Origin of the sequence: Mycetocola manganoxydans (assembly GCF_003667545.1) — a bacterium.
GTDB classification, from domain to species: Bacteria; Actinomycetota; Actinomycetes; order Actinomycetales; family Microbacteriaceae; genus Mycetocola_A; species Mycetocola_A manganoxydans.
This window is the reverse complement of record NZ_RCUV01000005.1, coordinates 319,921-337,196: the sequence shown is the minus strand read 5'-3', so window position 1 is coordinate 337,196 and position 17,276 is coordinate 319,921. Positions and strand designations below refer to the sequence as shown.

Annotated in this window: 13 protein-coding genes; 7 read left to right on the top strand and 6 right to left on the bottom strand. The window is 65.2% G+C overall.

Going from position 1 to position 17,276, the window contains the following annotated elements:
• The 3 genes from D9V29_RS05555 to D9V29_RS05545 all read right to left on the bottom strand — a co-directional run.
• Positions 1-531, bottom strand: a 531-nt coding sequence (locus tag D9V29_RS05555; protein WP_310793912.1) for a biotin/lipoyl-containing protein, incomplete at its 3' end; no start/stop codon positions are given.
• A gap of 70 nt (positions 532-601) precedes the next feature.
• Positions 602-1,975 carry a dihydrolipoyl dehydrogenase gene (gene lpdA, locus D9V29_RS05550; protein ID WP_121672313.1) on the bottom strand — a complete coding sequence of 458 codons (1,374 nt, stop codon included), beginning with the start codon at positions 1,973-1,975 and terminating at the stop codon, positions 602-604.
• 94 nt (positions 1,976-2,069) lie between these two features.
• The gene (locus D9V29_RS05545; protein ID WP_121672312.1) at positions 2,070-3,575 is read right to left on the bottom strand and encodes a leucyl aminopeptidase; all 1,506 of its coding nucleotides are present in this window, start codon (positions 3,573-3,575) and stop codon (positions 2,070-2,072) included.
• A 102-nt stretch (positions 3,576-3,677) separates the two neighbouring features.
• Here D9V29_RS05545 and D9V29_RS05540 point away from each other — a divergent pair, with 102 nt between their 5' ends.
• The 5 genes from D9V29_RS05540 to D9V29_RS05520 all read left to right on the top strand — a co-directional run bounded on the left by D9V29_RS05540 (position 3,678) and on the right by D9V29_RS05520 (position 9,500).
• On the top strand, positions 3,678-4,613 hold the full coding sequence (locus D9V29_RS05540) for a proteasome assembly chaperone family protein (protein WP_121672311.1): 936 nt from the start codon (positions 3,678-3,680) through the stop codon (positions 4,611-4,613).
• Between the two features lie 19 nt (positions 4,614-4,632).
• The gene (locus tag D9V29_RS05535) at positions 4,633-5,952 is read left to right on the top strand and encodes an MFS transporter (protein WP_121672310.1); all 1,320 of its coding nucleotides are present in this window, start codon (positions 4,633-4,635) and stop codon (positions 5,950-5,952) included.
• A gap of 203 nt (positions 5,953-6,155) precedes the next feature.
• Complete coding sequence (locus D9V29_RS05530; RefSeq protein ID WP_121672309.1) at positions 6,156-7,496, top strand: RNA polymerase sigma factor; 1,341 nt, start codon at positions 6,156-6,158, stop codon at positions 7,494-7,496.
• The gene (locus D9V29_RS05525) at positions 7,489-8,784 is read left to right on the top strand and encodes a Mur ligase family protein (RefSeq protein ID WP_147436223.1); all 1,296 of its coding nucleotides are present in this window, start codon (positions 7,489-7,491) and stop codon (positions 8,782-8,784) included. Before D9V29_RS05530 ends, D9V29_RS05525 begins: the two co-directional genes overlap by 8 nt.
• Positions 8,781-9,500 (top strand): type 1 glutamine amidotransferase, encoded by a 720-nt coding sequence (locus tag D9V29_RS05520; protein ID WP_121672307.1) that lies wholly within the window; start codon positions 8,781-8,783, stop codon positions 9,498-9,500. The genes D9V29_RS05525 and D9V29_RS05520 overlap by 4 nt, the downstream gene beginning before the upstream one ends.
• Before the next feature lie 68 nt (positions 9,501-9,568).
• Here D9V29_RS05520 and D9V29_RS05515 read toward each other — a convergent pair whose 3' ends face one another.
• Positions 9,569-10,648, bottom strand: a complete 1,080-nt coding sequence (locus D9V29_RS05515; protein WP_444543315.1) for a DNA polymerase IV — start codon at positions 10,646-10,648, stop codon at positions 9,569-9,571.
• A gap of 118 nt (positions 10,649-10,766) precedes the next feature.
• Positions 10,767-11,009, bottom strand: a complete 243-nt coding sequence (locus D9V29_RS05510; RefSeq protein WP_121672306.1) for a DUF7455 domain-containing protein — start codon at positions 11,007-11,009, stop codon at positions 10,767-10,769.
• A gap of 167 nt (positions 11,010-11,176) precedes the next feature.
• Here D9V29_RS05510 and D9V29_RS05505 point away from each other — a divergent pair, with 167 nt between their 5' ends.
• Positions 11,177-13,264, top strand: coding sequence for a DNA gyrase/topoisomerase IV subunit B (locus tag D9V29_RS05505; protein ID WP_121672305.1), 2,088 nt, complete (start codon positions 11,177-11,179; stop codon positions 13,262-13,264).
• 318 nt (positions 13,265-13,582) lie between these two features.
• On the opposite strand, the gene D9V29_RS05500 is transcribed toward D9V29_RS05505, so the two are convergent.
• On the bottom strand, positions 13,583-16,060 hold the full coding sequence (locus D9V29_RS05500) for a DNA gyrase/topoisomerase IV subunit A (protein ID WP_121672304.1): 2,478 nt from the start codon (positions 16,058-16,060) through the stop codon (positions 13,583-13,585).
• A 72-nt stretch (positions 16,061-16,132) separates the two neighbouring features.
• Here D9V29_RS05500 and D9V29_RS05495 point away from each other — a divergent pair, with 72 nt between their 5' ends.
• Positions 16,133-17,272 carry an alkaline phosphatase family protein gene (locus D9V29_RS05495; RefSeq protein WP_229790345.1) on the top strand — a complete coding sequence of 380 codons (1,140 nt, stop codon included), beginning with the start codon at positions 16,133-16,135 and terminating at the stop codon, positions 17,270-17,272.
• The last annotated feature ends 4 nt before the right edge of the window (positions 17,273-17,276 follow it).

Genomic DNA, 17,276 nt, shown 5'->3' with positions numbered 1-17,276 from the left:
GGCCGGCGCCGGAGCGGCCGGCGCCGGAGCGGCGGGCGCCGGAGCGGCGGGCGCCTCGGCCGCTGGAGCGGGCTCCGGTGCTGCCGGAGCGGGGGGAGCGACATCGGGTGTCGACTCCGAGGCGGCGGGAGCTTCTGCTTCCTCCGACACTTCGGTCGACGGCTTGACCGTGTCAGCTTCTTCTTCCTGCGCCTCGGCGGCAGGATCTTCGCCAGCCGGTTCTTCAGCGGGTGCCTCTTCGACGGGTTCTTCAGCGGCTGGCTCCTCAGCGGGAGCGTCACCGCCAGACGATGAGCCGTCTCCGATCTTCACGAGTGCCGTGCCGACCTCGACCGTCTCATCCTCCTGGACGAGAATCTCTTCGATCACCCCGGCGACGGGGGACGGGATCTCGGTGTCAACCTTGTCGGTTGATACCTCGAGCAACGGCTCGTCGACCTCGACCCGGTCTCCAACGTTTTTCAGCCAACGGGTGACCGTGCCCTCGGTGACACTCTCACCGAGCGCCGGAAGGCTTACGGATTCTGCCATGACCTTGTCTCCTTTGAAACCAGTTCTTTACGTATGTAGCTTAGATTGATCGCGCCCGGGTGGGTGCGGCCTAAAGTGCGTGGAGCGGCTTGCCTGCCAGGTGGAGGAAGGCCTCGCCGAGCGCTTCGCTCTGCGTCGGGTGCGCGTGGATCAGAGGAGCGAGGTCCTCCGGGTACGCTTCCCAGTTCACCGCGAGCTGACCCTCGGTGATGAGTTCGCCGACCCGGGCGCCGATCATGTGCACGCCGATGACGGGACCGTCGTTGACGCGGATGACCTTGATGTTGCCCGTGGTCCCGATGATCTCGCTCTTGCCGTTGCCGGCGAGGTTGAACTCGTATGAGGTGATCTTGTCTGCACCGTACTCTTCGGCTGCTTTCGCCTCGGTGAGTCCGACGGATGCGACCTCGGGGTCGCTGTAGGTCACCTTGGGGATGTTGACGTCGGGGATGAGCACCGGCTTGAGCCCGGCGATCTCCTCGACGGCAAAGATGCCCTGCTGGAAGCCCCGGTGGGCGAGCTGGAGGCCGGGGACGATGTCGCCGACAGCGTAGAGGCCCGGAATGTTGGTTTCGAGGCGGTCGTTGGTGATGACGAAGCCGCGGTCGATGGTGACGCCGACCTCTTCGTAGCCGAGGTTGGCTGTTGACGGTCCACGTCCGACGGCGACGAGCAGAAGTTCTGCTTCGATCGTTGTGCCGTTCTCGAGCGTGATGACCACGCCGTTCTCATCCTGGGTCACGCCCTGGAATCGCACGCCGAGCGAGTAGTTGATGCCGCGCTTGCGGAACGCACGTTCGAGGCCCTTGCTCATGGCCTCATCCTCGTTGGGGACGAGGTGGGGGAGCGCTTCGATGATCGTGACGTCAGATCCGAAGGACTTCCAGACACTCGCGAATTCGACGCCGATGACGCCGCCGCCGAGGACAGCGACCTTCTTCGGCACGAAGTCGAGCTGAAGTGCCTGCTCGCTCGTGATGACGCGTCCGCCGATGTCGAGACCGGGGAGGGAGCGGCTGTACGAACCCGTTGCGAGAATGACGTTCTTGCCGGTGACCGTCTGGTCGCCGACCTGGACGGTCGTCGGAGAGGTGAGCTTTCCTTCGCCCTCGATGACGGTGATGCCCCGCGCCTTGATGAGACCCTGAAGGCCCTTGTACTTTTTGGCGACGATCCCCTCGCGATACGCGGTGACGCCGGCGATGTCGATGCTGTCGAAGGTGGCCTTGACGCCATACTTCGCGGAGTCCCGCGCGACATCGGCAACCTCGGCCGAGTGCAGGAGTGCCTTGGTGGGGATGCAGCCGCGGTGGAGGCAGGTGCCACCGAGCTTGTCCTTCTCTACAAGTCCGACGGTGAAGCCGAGTTCGGATGCGCGCAGTGCTGCTGCGTATCCGCCACTTCCGCCACCGAGGATTACGATGTCAAAATTCTGCTCCGACACTGAGCTTCTCCCTCGTGCATCTGGGTTCGTGCTTAAGCCGCCGACACGGGTTCGAGCTGGCGACGATGGGGGCTGACTAGCCCATACGACCTTACTACGGGCGACCAATCTGTTCGGCCACCTTGACGAGAGTCCGAACTCCAACCCCACTGGGGCCGCCGGCGGTAAATCCGTACGGTGCGTCCGGGTTGTTTGCCGGCCCGGCGATATCGAGGTGCGCCCACGGAATCGTCTCCGCTCCCTCGTCCTCGCTCTGCTTGCCGATGAACTCGCGGAGGAAGATCCCGGCGAGGAGCATTCCACCCGCGGTATTCCCCACCTTGGCGTTCGCCAGGTCGGCCACGTCCGAGCGCAGCAGCGACCGGAGCTCGCCCGGGAACGGCATCGCCCACATCGGTTCGCCCGCGGTCCTTGCCGCGGAGAGCACATCCGAGACGAGGTCGTCGTCGCCCATCACAGCCGTGTAACGCTTGCCCAGTGCCACGAGTGCAGCGCCGGTCAGTGTCGCGATGTCGATGATGGCATCCGGGTGTTCCTCGCTCGCGGCGACGAGACCGTCGGCCATCACGAGGCGGCCCTCGGCGTCCGTGTTGGTTACTTCGACGGTGCGACCACCCTTCATCGTCAGCACGTCGTTCGGGCGGATGGCCGTGCCGGACGGCATGTTCTCCGCGATGCAGAGCCACCCCGTGAGCCGGACCGGGAGTTCGAGACGCGCAGCGGCGATGATGACACCGAGCACGGACGCCGCTCCGGTCATGTCGTACTTCATCCCGACCATGGAGGCGGCCGGCTTCAGCGACAGCCCGCCGGTATCGAAGGTGATGCCCTTGCCGATGAGAGCGAGGTGCTTCGCTGCGCCGGCGGGGGAGTACGACAGCTTCACGAGGCGCGGGCCTCGGCTCGATCCCTGGCCGACACCGAGGATGCCGCCGAAACCGTCGGCTTCGAGCGCTTTCTCATCCCACGTGGTGACCTCGACGGAGAGTCCGGCGACAGCGGACTCGGCTGCGGCGGCGAGCGTGGCCGGGTACAGGTCTCCGGGAGGTGTGTTCACCAGATCCTTGACCTGGGCGATCGCATCGGCGAGGACTTCGGCCCGGGTGACGGCAGCGTCGAACGACCCCTCGTCAGCCAGGGAACCGTCGAGGTGGACCGTCACGGATGCCACGCCCTGCTTGATCGAATCGAGCGATGTGTTCCGGTAGGCAGTGAAGGTGTACCCGCCGAGCGCGGCACCCTCGAGGATCGCATCCACATCGGTCGCGGATGCCGTGGGGAACGCAAACGCGACGGATCCGGCACCGGCCAGCTGGCGTACAGCGGAGCCGGCGGCATCCCTCAGGCTGTCGGCAGTGACGTCCGTTCCGATACCGATGATCGCGATACTCCTCGCTGAGCCGATCGTCGCAGGGATCCGCACGAGCTGGTCGGCGCTCCCGCTGACCCCGATGGCGTCGAGCGACTCACCGAGAGCCGAGAAGTCTTCGACCGCGTGGAGCGACGCCGACGATCCGGAGCTCACGGCTCCGATAACGAGGACGTCGACGGATGACTCGACGGCGGGGGAGGTGGACACGGAAAGCACGGGAACAGACATGCCCTTCATGCTAGACGCTGGCTCACGCGGAGCCGGCTCCGTGTTCGCTGAGCGCGTCGCGCGGCACGGTCTGCGCCCGGGCACGCCGATTAGAGTGGGAGCATGAGTTTCCCCGGAGAACTGTTCGAGTTGACGGCGTTGGCCGCCGACGTGCCCGACGGGCTCGACCTCGTCGTCGCGCTGACAGGCTTCTCCGACGCCGGTGGCGCGGCCGGGCAATTCAACGACTATTCCCGCGGAGCCTTCGAGAGCGAACCGGTCGCGGTCTTCGACAACGACCTGTTGCTCGATTACCGTGCGCGTCGGCCGATCATCTATTTCGACCAGGACCACCTGACCGAGTACTCGCCGCCCAAGCTCCAGCTCTCGCTCGCTTACGACGACCTGCGCCACCCGTTCCTGCTGCTCACCGGATATGAACCCGACTTCCTCTGGGAACGGTTCGTCCGCGACGTCATCGGCCTCATCGACCACTTCCGGGTAGCCCGAACGACGTGGGTGCACGCGATCCCGATGCCCGTTCCGCACACACGCCCGATCGGCGTGACTGTCAGCGGTACGCGCGAAGAGCTGATCGAGTCGATGAGCGTGTGGCGCCCACACACCCAGGTCCCGTCGAACGTGCTCCATCTGCTTGAGTACCGGCTGACCGAGCGCGGGGCGGGGGTCGCCGGGTTTGCACTGCTCATCCCGCACTACCTGGCTGACACCGAGTTCCCGACCGCGGCGATTGCGGCGATCGACAGCATCAGCGCGGCGACCGGCCTCATTCTCCCGACCGATGAGTTGCGCGAGGAAGGCCGTGAATTCGTCTCCCGCATCGACGAACAGGTGGGCGGGAACGAGGAGCTCAAGCGGCTCGTCGGCACCCTCGAGGAACGGTACGACACCTACATGGAGGGAAGCGCCCTCAAGTCTCCCTTGATGGACTCCGACGGGACGCTTCCGTCTGCCGACGACATCGCCGCGGAACTCGAGAAATTCCTCGCCGGCCGCAAAGGCCCGGACGACGGCCGCCGGCCGGGATCGGACGAGTAGCCCCCTCTAAGCTGGGAGGATGAATTCCGCGAAGTCCTGGCTGGTGTTCTGGGTCGGTGTCTTCGCTTACGTTGCAGCGGTCATGCAGCGGTCGACGCTCGGAGTCGCCGGCGTCAGCGCGGTCGACAGGTTCGACGCGACCGCATCCGCACTGTCCACACTCGCCGTGCTGCAACTGGTCGTGTATGCGGCGATGCAGGTCCCCGTCGGGGTTCTCATCGACAGGCTCGGACCCCGCGTCCTGATCGCCGCGGGACTCGCCTTCCTCGTTGCGGGGCAACTCGTCCTCGCTTTTGCTCCCTCCATCTCGATCGCCGTACTCGGCAGGATCCTCGTCGGTGCCGGCGACGCCGCGATCTTCGTCTCCGTGATGCGCCTGGTCACGTCCTGGTTCTCCGGTCCCGTGGTACCCCAGCTGTCACAGTGGATGGGAAACCTCGGCCAGGCCGGTCAGATCCTCTCGGCGATCCCTTTCGCATGGCTCCTGAACGCCTTCGGCTGGACGCCGGCGTTCGTCGCCGCAGCGTCGTTCGTCGCCCTTGCCCTCGTGCTCGCCCTCGCCGTCATCCGGGACCGGCCGGCAGGGACAGGGGGTGATGACCGGGCGGAGAGTTTCCGGGAGGCGCTCGGCTCCCTGAAGGCAAGTTTCCAACGGCCGGGCACCAGGCTTGGTTTCTGGTCGCACTACGTGACGCAGTCGTCCGGGACGGTGTTCGCCCTTCTCTGGGGTTACCCCTTCATGGTCTACGCACTGGACATCTCGGAAACGACGGCGGCCTCGATGCTTCTCGTCATCGTCGCCTCCGGTGTCGTGATCGGGCCGCTTCTCGGCATCCTCTCTGCCAGGTACCCCTACCGCAGAAGCAACCTCGTCCTCGGGATTGTCGCCGCGATCGGAGCCGCGTGGACGCTGCTTCTGCTGTGGCCAGGAACTCCGCCTCTCTGGGTCCTCGTGCTGCTGCTCGTCGTTCTCGGTGCCGGTGGACCTGGGTCGCTCATCGGATTCGACTTCGCGCGTACCTTCAATCCCGTTCGGGTCCTCGGTTCGGCCAACGGCGTGGTGAATGTCGGGGGGTTCCTGGCCAGTTTCGTGATGATGTTCTTCATCGGCCTGATCCTCGACTCGCAGGCGCCCGCAGGAACTGCTCCGGAGGAGTTGTACACACTGGACTCGTTCCGGCTGGCTTTCGTCGTGCAGTACCTGGTCATCGGTTTCGGCGTGGTGATGCTCATGATCGCCAGGCGCCGGACGCGCAGGCGCATCGTCGAAGAAGAGGGAATACAGGTGGGCCCCCTCTGGGTTGCAGCTCTTGAGGCAATTCGACGCCGCCGCCGCTGACGGCGAATGGGAAAATGGAAAGTTCTCCCAGCAAAACGTGACATAATGTGGACTAAGGACCCGTTCAAGTCCGTGCAGGCCGTGTCTTCCGACGCGATCCCAGCGCCAGGGCTTGACATGGGTCTTAGTAATGTCCGAAAACAATCTGGGCCCATGAGCGGGTGTCCGTGACAAACACGCTCCCGGGACTGAAAGGTGCTCCTATGGCCAGCAAGGCCGCACAAACTTCGGCAACGGAAGACAAGAAGACGGCAACGAAGGCCGCAACAGAAACAGCGGTCGCAGACAAGGCGACCACGACCAAGGCTCCGGCCAAGAAGGCGCCTGCGAAGACCGCGGCGGCGAAGGCCCCAACGAAGACAGCAGCCGCCAAGAAGGCTGAGGCAGCCGCAAAGGCTCCAGCCGCGAAGGCGCCGGCAAAAGCTCCCGCGAAGCGCGCGGCCGCCAAGAAGAAGACGGACGAGCCCGAAGAGGTTCACGTCGACCAGACGGACGCCGAGCGTGAAGAGGCTGAGGAAGCCCGCAAGAAGAAGGCAGCGGAGGCGGAGGCCCTCCCACAGGGTGCACTCGTGCTGTCGCTCGTCGACGACGAGGACGAAGTTCCCGTCTACTCTTCGGCGATCACCGGTGCGACCGCCGACCCCGTCAAGGACTACCTCAAGCAGATCGGAAAGGTCGCACTTCTCAACGCGGCCGAAGAAGTCGAACTCGCGATGCGCATCGAGGCCGGCCTGTTCGCTGAGGACAAGCTGTCACAGATGGACGACACCGAGAAGCGCACGCAGCTCGGCCGCGAACTTCAGTGGGTAGCGAAGGACGGCGCTCGGGCGAAGAGTCACCTGCTCGGCGCGAACCTCCGCCTCGTGGTGTCGCTCGCGAAGCGCTACACGGGTCGTGGGATGCAGTTCCTCGACCTCATCCAGGAGGGAAACCTCGGTCTCATCCGTGCGGTCGAGAAGTTCGACTACACCAAGGGCTTCAAGTTCTCAACGTACGCGACCTGGTGGATCCGTCAGGCAATCACCCGCGCCATGGCAGACCAGGCCCGCACCATCCGTATCCCGGTACACATGGTCGAGGTCATCAACAAGCTCGCCCGCGTCCAGCGGCAGATGCTTCAGGACCTCGGTCGCGAGCCGACGCCTGAGGAACTCAGCCGTGAACTCGACATGACACCCGAGAAGGTCATCGAGGTCCAGAAGTACGGCCGCGAGCCGATCTCGCTGCACACGCCGCTCGGTGAAGACGGAGACAGCGAGTTCGGTGACCTCATCGAAGACACCGAGGCCGTCGTCCCTGCCGATGCTGTTGGCTTCACGATGCTGCAGAAGCAGCTCGAGAGCCTGCTCGACTCGCTCAGTGAGCGCGAAGCCGGCGTCATCCGCATGCGCTTCGGACTTGGTGACGGTATGCCGAAGACTCTCGACCAGATCGGTGACACGTTCGGCGTGACGCGTGAGCGGATCCGTCAGATCGAGTCCAAGACGATGGCGAAGCTGCGTCACCCGTCACGGTCGCAGTCGCTCCGGGACTACCTTGAGTAAATCGACCGGCCTGCACTATGTCCTCCCGATTCTCGCTGGCCGCCTGACGCGTTTTGCGACGCGCCTGCGCGGCGGCGGGAGCGCACTGCCAGGCGTTGTCGTGCAGAAGCTGGCCCCGAATGTGATGCGCGACGTGGCGTCGCAGCTTCCGTACGGTGTCGTCTTCGTTCTCGGTTCCAACGGCAAGTCCACGACGACGAACCTGCTCTCCGCTGTCATGCGCGAGCACGGTCTCAGAGTCTTCACGAACCCGTCCGGCGCGAACATGCCGCAGGGCATCGCCTCGGCGATCCTTGCCGAGACGTCGCTGACCGGCCGGATGGACGCCGACATCGCCATTCTCGAGATCGACGAGGGTTACGGGGCCGTCATTGCGCGGCAGCTCAAGCCGGACACGGCAGTCATTCTGAACCTCCTCGTCGACCAGATCTACCGTTTCGGCGAACCAGACAAGGTTGCCGCGATGTTCCGGGGGATCGCCGCCGAGATCGGCTCGTCGATCGTGCTGAACCGCGACGACAACTTCCTCGGAACGCTGGGAACCGAACTGGAAGCCGAAGGCAGGCTCAACGTCGAATACTTCGGGGTCACGCCCGAGGTCCAGGCATCAGCGCCCCATGGCCAGGTTTCCGCCCGTGACTTCTCCGGCGCGGCGGCCACAGCCCTCCGGTCTGCTGTCGCCGAGGTCGTCCAGGCTGACGGTTACGACGCGAAGATCAGCTTCGCTGGAACCGTTCACGATGTGCGGATGCCGTCCCGCGGCATCCACTACGCCGTCGACATCGCCGCGGCATTCACTCTCGCCGCTCGCAACCTCGGCGACAGGTTCGACATCGCGAAGGCGGTGTCCGCCGTCCAGACCACGAAGACGGTCTACGGCCGGGGTGAGGTCCTGCACGTCAACGGGCGCGAGATCGAGATTCTCATGCTCAAGAACCTGGCGAGCCTGCAGCTCAACCTCGACTACCTCGAGGGCACACCGGATTCGGTGCTCTTCGCGTACGACGAGTCGAGCAAGGACCCGTCCTGGCTCTATGCGGCCGACCTCAGCAAACTCGACCACGTCGACGTCATCTCCGGGCCGAAGGGAGCGTTCGTCGCCCTGCGCCTCGCCTACGAGGGCAAGGACTTCGGTGTCATCGAACCCGACGTCACGAAGGCCGTGCAGCGGATGCTCGACGGCCCCCGGCCGAAGAGCGGAAAGCACACGTTCTTCCTCGACTACGACCAGATGATGGCGACGCGCCGTTACCTCGGCTACAAGGACCTGGAAGCGGGTGCAGCATGAGTGTTCGTGTTCTCGAACTGTACCCCGCAGATCTGTCGCTCAACGGTGACGTCGGCAACCGCACCGCGCTCGTCCGCCGGATGCGCCTCGCCGGGATCGCGGTCGAGGAGCTCAGCTATTCGGCGGGAGATGAACTCCCCGAGACGGCAGACATCGTCCTGATCGGGACGGGTTCCTCAAGCGCGGTTCGCTCGATCGCCGTTGACGTCGACCGCATCGCGCCGACCCTTCGCGCCTGGTCTGAAGCAGGTGTCGTGATCGTCGGTGCGGGAGCGGGCTTCCACCTCCTCTCCACGTCGATCCGGCTCAGCGCGACCGAGGTCATCCCCGGTGCTGGCGTCTTCGCCGGTTCGGTCGACAACAGCTCGAAGCGGATCATCACCGAGGCGTTTGCACTCGACAGCGACTTCGGGCTGATCATCGGCACGGAGAACCACACGTCGGTGTACACCGGGCGCCCGGATCAGAAAGCTCTCGGACGGGTCCGCAACGGCTTCGGAAACGGTGACGGTACCGACGGGGTCCGGGTGCACAACAGCATCGGGACACACTGTCACGGACCGTTCCTCGTTCTCAATCCGATCGTGACGGACGCACTGATCACCATCGCTGCCGAGCGCGCGGGACTGTCATACCAGCCGGGGCCGGCACACGCCGATCTCGACCAGGTCGTCGACCTCGCCCGCAACATCCTCATCGCCAAGCTTCCGTCCTGACCGAAGCCAGCGCGTGACAGAAGCCGCCCCCGGGTTCCCGGGTGGCGGCTTCTCCTTTGTCACAAGCGTTACCAGCCGCTCCGGGTCGGGGTGTGTCCGCCGCGCGCGTCATCTGGCATTGCCATCTCGGCTCGGAAGCCGAGCAGACGGATCGGCCGATTGGCGTCGATTCGTCCGACGAGTTCCATCGCCCTCTCGAGGACCACACCGGCATCCGCGGTTTCCGGGATCTTCTTCGTAAATACCTTGGTCGAAAAGGGCGCGTACCGAACCTTGAGGGTCAGACCGACAACCGGTCGCGCTTCGGCCTCGATGTCCTCCTGAACGCGGGCGACGAGTTCGCGCGCGGCTTCTTCCACCTCCGCGGGTGTCACGAGGTCGGTCTGATACGTCGTCTCACGGCTGTGCCCGCGCGCCACCCACGGGGTGTCATCGACCTCGCGCGCACCCTCACCCCGTCCAAGCTGGCCATACCAGGGCCCCATTTTGGGTCCGAACTCGGCGATCAGGGGCTCGTTGTCCGCTGCCGCCAGCTCGGATACGGTCGTGATTCCGAGCGCGGCGAGGCGCCGGGATACTTTGGCGCCAACACCCCAGAGATCGATGGTCGGCCTGTCACCCATGACCTCGATCCAGTTCGCCTCGGTCAGCCGGAATACGCCGCGGGGTTTACCGAAGCCGGTGGCGACCTTCGCGCGGACGAGGGTGTCTCCGATGCCCACGCTGCAGTGCAGCCGCGTGCGTTCGAGGACCGCGCGCTGGATGTCCCTCGCGTACGCCTCGGGGTCGCCGGTCGCGATACCGATGAAGGCTTCGTCCCAGCCGAGCACCTGCACGACGGCACCCGGCTGTTCCTTGAGAGTCGCCATCACGTCGTGCGATGCGGCAGTGTAGGCGTCCGCGTCGACCGGGAGCAGAACGGCATCCGGTGCCTTCCTGGCGGCGATGCGTAACGGCATCCCCGAGCCGACCCCGAAGGCGCGTGCCTCGTAGGAGGCCGTGGAGACGACGGCGCGTTCAGTCGGGTCACCCCGCCCACCGACGATGATGGGCTTGCCGGCGAGTTCAGGGTGTCTGAGCACTTCGACGGCCGCGATGAACTGGTCGAGGTCGACGTGCAACACCCATGGATCACGCGCGAAGTTCACGCGACCAGTCTGGTCGCCGGTCGATGGTTTGCCTAGCGGCCGGCTGCAGGCAGCACGAAAAAACCGCCACCTGGGTTGCAGGTGACGGTTTCTGGTTTTCCGGCTCGTGCCGGCGAAATCAGCGGGGGTCGGTGAGCAGCCGACTCGACTCGTCGTGCCAGCTGTGGGCGATGGCCGACAGCTTCTCCTCGTACTTCTTTCCGTGGTGAGCACAGAACAGCAGTTCGCCGCTCTTCACCACGACCCGGATGTAGGCCTGTGCTCCGCAGCTGTCGCAGCGGTCTGCGGCGGTCAGCTGTGGCTCGAGGGTGTCGACACTACCGTTCGTGACTCGTCCGGTACCGTGTTCTCCTGTTGACATGAGCTCCTCCTGACCTTGGTGTTCGAGCATGTGCTGTCACACAATGAAACCACGCGTGGCTGGATATCTTCCCACCGCGCCTGCCGTTTCGCTCAGCGCGTACGGCCACCGGGTTGCAATCGTGTCACTTCCGGCGCTTTCCCGCTTCCTCGGTAGGCTTGAATACTGTGAGTTCCGACTATTCCGCCCGCCATCTTTCCGTTCTCGAAGGCCTTGAGGCGGTCCGCAAGCGCCCAGGAATGTACATCGGTTCCACCGATTCCCGTGGACTCATGCACTGCCTCTGGGAGATCATCGACAACTCGGTCGATGAAGCGCTCGGCGGTCACGGCGACCGGATCGAGGTCGTCCTCCACGATGACGGAAGTGTCGAAGTACGCGACCGTGCCCGCGGCATCCCCGTCGATATCGAACCCAAGACCGGACTCAGCGGTGTTGAAGTGGTGTTCACGAAGCTGCACGCCGGCGGCAAGTTCGGTTCGGGTTCCTACGCGGCGTCTGGTGGACTCCACGGCGTCGGAGCATCCGTCGTCAACGCCCTCAGCGAGCGACTCGACGTCGAGGTCGACCGGAACGGCAAGACCTGGGCGATGTCGTTCCACCGCGGTGAGCCCGGGATCTTCACCGACTCCGGCGAGCCCAGCCCTGACGCTCCGTTCACTCCATTCGAATTCGGCAGCGAGCTGCGCGTGGTCGGCAAGGTCAAGAAGGGTGTCACCGGATCACGCGTTCGGTACTGGGCCGACCGCCAGATCTTCACCAAGGGTGCTGCATTCCAACTCGAGGACCTCGTCTCGCGCGCGCGTCAGACCGCGTTCCTCATCCCCGGTCTTGCGCTCACGATCGAGGACCGTCGTGCCGGTGAGACAGCGGATGCCGACACGCACCTCTTCGAATACGAGGGCGGTATCTCGGAATTCGTCGAGCACCTCGCGACCGACACCCCGGTGACCGACATCTGGCGTCTCACCGGCAGCGGAACCTTCACCGAGACCGTGCCGGTGCTGAGCGAATCAGGTGCCATGCTCGCAACCGAACTCGAGCGCACCTGTGAAGTCGATATCGCGCTGCGCTGGGGGACCGGGTACGACACCATCACCAAGAGCTTCGTCAACATCATCGCCACTCCGAAGGGTGGCACCCACCAGCTCGGCTTCGAGCAGGCGCTCCTCAAGCACCTGCGGCAGCAGGTCGAGCAGAATGCCCGCCGGCTCAAGGCGGGGTCGGACAAACTCGAGAAGGACGACGTTCTCGCCGGACTGACAGCGGTGCTGACGGTGCGTCTGCCCGAGCCGCAGTTCGAGGGACAGACCAAGGAGATCCTCGGTACCCCTGCCGCGCGGAGCATTGTCGCGAGTGTCGTCACGAAAGCACTCAAGGAACGGTTCAGCTCGACCAAGCGCGACGACAAGGCGCAGACCTCGCTCGTGCTCGACAAGGTCGTCTCCGAGATGAAATCCCGCATCTCGGCGCGTGCCCACAAGGAGACCCAGCGCCGCAAGAATGCGCTCGAGAGCTCGTCCCTCCCCGCGAAGCTCGTCGATTGCCGCAGCAACGATGTCGCCAACAGCGAACTGATGATCGTCGAGGGTGACTCGGCGCTCGGCACGGCCAAAAATGCCCGCGACAGCGAGTTCCAGGCGCTGCTGCCGATCCGGGGCAAGATCCTCAACGTGCAGAAGGCGTCCGTCTCCGACATGCTCTCGAACGCCGAGTGCGCGGCCATCATCCAGGTGATCGGGGCGGGCTCCGGCCGCAGCTTCGACATCTCGACGGCGCGCTACGGCAAGGTCATCATCATGAGCGATGCGGATGTCGACGGTGCCCACATCCGGACCCTGCTGCTGACCCTGTTCTTCCGCTACATGAGGCCCATGATCACGGAGGGGCGCGTGTTCGCCGCTGTCCCGCCGTTGCACCGCGTTGTCGTCATCAACAACGGTTCCAAACCCAACGAAACGATCTACACGTACTCGGAGCAGGAGCTGCAGGCGCTTCTTTCCAAGCTCAAGAGGTCCAACAAGCGCTACAAGGAACCGATCCAGCGGTACAAGGGACTCGGCGAGATGGATGCCGACCAGCTGGCGACGACGACGATGGACCGCAGGCATCGCACCCTCCGGCGTGTGCAGATGCACGACGCCGAGCAGGCCGCCCAGGTGTTCGAGTTGCTGATGGGCAACGATGTCGCACCTCGCAAGGAGTTCATCGTCGACAGCTCCGACCGCCTGAACCGCGACCGCATCGACGCGTGATCGGACGGGGCGCGTGCCCCGTGGCATCCGCGGGTTCGTTCGCCCGAGCGCCGCGGTGTTCGATTGTCGCTAACGCTCGCAAAGCCGCCGTTTGCGGTGCGTTAGCGACCACCAAACCCTGCCCGGATCCGTTCAGTTGTCACAAACGCACGGTTACGCGTCGTTTGCGGTGCTGGAGCGACCACCGAAGCCGGCACCGTGGTGTGTGCGGCGCCCATCGGTCCCGAATGTCCGGTTCTTTCGCCTGAACCCGGCATTCGGGACCGACGAGTCCAGCGGGCGCGACCGATCGGGGGTCGCCGGGGCGGCATCCGCTCGTCAGTCGGTCGTGATCTCGCGGCCGAACGAGCCGATCACGGAGTCGATCGCTGTACCGGAGCCGTCGCGTTTCGCTCCCGCGTCTGGAAGGACGCGAGACGACCCGTCCGGACCGACAGCATGCACGGGGGCAGGGCCTGCCCAGGCAAGAGACAGACCGTCCTCGCCCTTGAGGAATGCGTGGGCGCGAACACCGCCCGTCGCGCGTCCCTTGGCGGGGAACTCCGAGAAGAACGACACCTTGACGCGACCGGGATCCGTGCCCGGAAGCGCAGCGGATGTCACCGAAACGGTTGCGACGACGTTCTCGGCAGTCGGGTCGATCGCTCCGAAGAAGACGATGTGCGCGTCCGACGGGAGGTTCATCCCGGCAACACCGCCGGCGGGCCTGCCCTGCGGGCGAACCGCAGACGCGGGGAAGTGCAGCAGTTGCGCCGCCGAGCTGATGAAGACGAGCTCGGTGCTGTCTGGAGCCTGGGCGGCACCGACCACTTCGTCGGACGGTTTGAGGCCGATGAGTTCGAAGTCCGGCTTGTTCGGCCAGTCACCGGGGGTGACCCGTTTGACCGTGCCGAGCTTCGTGCCGAGGGCGATGGGGTCCGTGCTCTCGAGCGAGACGAGGGCGAGGATGCGTTCCGCCTTGTTGGGCAGCGCCAGATAGTCCGCAATCCTGGTGCCGGCGGCGAGCTGCAATGAATTCGCCGGGACGACGGGCAGGTCCACGGCGGTGAACTTAATAAGCCTGCCGAGGGACGTCACCGCACCGATCTCTGTACGTGCCGTCGTATCGAGGAACGACCGAACGGCATCGTGCTTGCTGCGCCGCCGGGCCCTGGGCTGGGCATCCGCTGCTGCGACGGCTTCGGCGTCGCTGAGGTCGATCCGTACGGCACGGCCGGTGGTACTCAGGAAGACACGACACGGGGTGTCTGCGACCTCGAGCTGGGCGGCCTGACGCTTCGACGACGTCGCGATACTCGGGCGTGCTTCGGTGAGAAGGGTGCGTCGTGGGGTGCCGAAGCGCTCGGCGACATCGGCGAGTTCATCGCCGACCTGCTTGCGGATGAGCGCCTGGCTGCCGAGAAGCCGTTCCAGGGCGGCGATCTCGGCGATGAGCTTGTCCCGCTCACTCTCGAGTTCGACGCGCGAGAACTTCGTGAGCCGGCGCAACCGGAGTTCGAGGATGTATTCGGCCTGCAGCTGGGACAGGTCGAACACCTCCATCAGTTTGGTGCGGGCCTGGTCGCTGTCGTCGCTGGCACGGATGACCTGGATGACCTCATCGATGTCGAGGATCGCGACAAGCAGCCCCTCCACGAGGTGCAGTCGTTCCTTGCGGCGGGCGAGCCGGTATGCCGAGCGACGGGTGACGACCTCGATACGGTGGTCGACGTAGACCTGCAGAAGCTCACGCAGCCCGAGGGTCTGCGGTCCGCCGCCGACGAGGGCGACGTTGTTGATGCTGAACCCGTCCTCGAGCGGCGTGTAACGGTACAACTGCTCGAGCACCGCTTGCGGGCTGAATCCGGTCTTGATCCCGATCACGAGTCTGAGCCCGTGTTTGCGGTCCGTGAGGTCCGTGACATCCGAAATGCCGCTGAGCTTCTTGTTGGTGACGCCGTCCTTGATCTTTTCGATCACGCGTTCCGGGCCGACGAGGTACGGCAGTTCGGTGACGACGAGGCCGGTCTTGCGGGCGGTCAGACTTTCGATGCTGACCTTGGCGCGGGTCTTGAAGCTGCCGCGCCCGGTCGCGTACGCGTCCTTGATGCCGTCGAGGCCGACGATCGTCCCGCCGGTCGGCAGGTCGGGCCCCGGAACGTATTCCATGAGCTCGTCGAGAGTGGCGTTCGGGTGTGAAAGCAGATGCCTGGCGGCACCGACGACCTCTATGAGGTTGTGCGGGGCCATGTTCGTCGCCATTCCGACAGCGATACCGCTCGCGCCGTTGACGAGGAGGTTGGGGAACGCTGCGGGGAGAACGTCGGGCTGGGTGAGCTGGTTGTCGTAGTTCGGGACGAAGTCGACGACATCCTCGTCGAGCCCCTCCGTCATCGCGAGAGAGGCTGCGTCGAGCCGCGCCTCGGTGTACCTGGCGGCAGCGGGTCCGTCGTCGAGGGAGCCGAAGTTGCCGTGTCCGTCGATGAGCGGCACGCGAAGAGTGAACGGCTGGGCGAGCCGCACCAGCGTGTCGTAGATCGCAGAGTCGCCGTGCGGGTGCAGTTTTCCCATCACCTCACCGACGACACGAGCGGATTTGACGTGGCCGCGCTCCGGGCGGAGCCCCATCTCGCTCATCATGTACAGGATGCGACGCTGCACCGGCTTCAGGCCGTCCCTGGCGTCAGGAAGGGCCCGCGAATAGATCACCGAGTAGGCGTACTCCAGGAACGACCCCTGCATCTCGACGGAGACATCGACGTCCTCGATGCGTTCGGTGAAGTCATCGGCCGGGGGAGGAGTGTGTGTGCGGGACATCCGGGATTTCTGGGGAAGGGGCAGGGACCGAACGATCGGCGGCCGCGTCGCGGTTGTGCCAGAATTGCCCGGATGGCCACCATGCTACCCACCGAGAAACCCGGCGCCCGGAGCCTTGCCGATGTTCTGCCGAATTCGGTGAGCGCACTGGCAGGCGAATCCAACGCTCTCGACCTGCCGGCCGTTCACTCCGTCGTCGTGATCGTCGTCGACGGGCTCGGCCGATCGCAACTGTCCGCTCGCGCAGGGCATGCCCGGTTCCTCGCAGCGCGTCCTCGCGACCCGATCACCTCGGTGTTTCCGACGACGACTGCGGCGGCTCTCGCAACGCTCACCACGGGTGTTTCACCCGGGCAGCACGGGCTGGTGGGGTACCGAACGCTCGACGCGGCAAATGACCGTCTCGTCAATCAGCTCACCGGGTGGGACGACAAGATGGTGCCTGACGTGTGGCAGCCCGAACCGACGGTGTTCGAGCGGGCCGCGGCAGGCAGCATCCGCAGTTTCGCTGTCGGGCCGGCGAAGTTCCGGTCATCCGGGTTCACGAAGGCCGTGCTGCGCGGGGCGGACTACCGCAGCGCCAACAGCCTCAGCGACAGGTTCGCCGCGGCCTCGAAAATCCTGTCGACGGGCGAACCGTCGCTGACGTACCTGTACATCCCCGAACTCGACAAGGCATCGCACCAATACGGGTGGGAGTCCGACCAGTGGCTCGGCGCGCTCGAGGCCGTCGACGCCGAAGTGCAGTCCTTCGCGAGAACGCTCCCCCCACGAGTCGGTGTCCTTGTGACCGCCGATCACGGCTCCGTCGACGTCCCTCAGCACTCGCAGGTCCTGTTCGACCAGGCGCCGGAGCTCGTCACCGGCGTTCGTCATGTCGGCGGAGAGCCGCGCTGCCTCCACCTCTACCTTGAACCGGGGGCGACGGATGCCGACCGGCTCGCGCTCGCGACGGTGTGGGAACAGAGCGAGGGCGAGAGGTCCTGGGTGGCGTCACGGCAGGATGCCGTCGCCAACGGCCTGTTCGGGACGGTGCGACCCGAGGTGCTTTCCCGCATCGGTGATGTGATCGTCGCCGCGCGCAAACGCATCGTCTACTACGACTCCCGGCCGACCGACCAGACCGCCCGCAGCATGATCGGGCAGCATGGTTCTCTCACAGCCGACGAGCGCATCGTCCCGCTCGTGCGCCTGGGTGCGTTCGAGCGCTGACGCG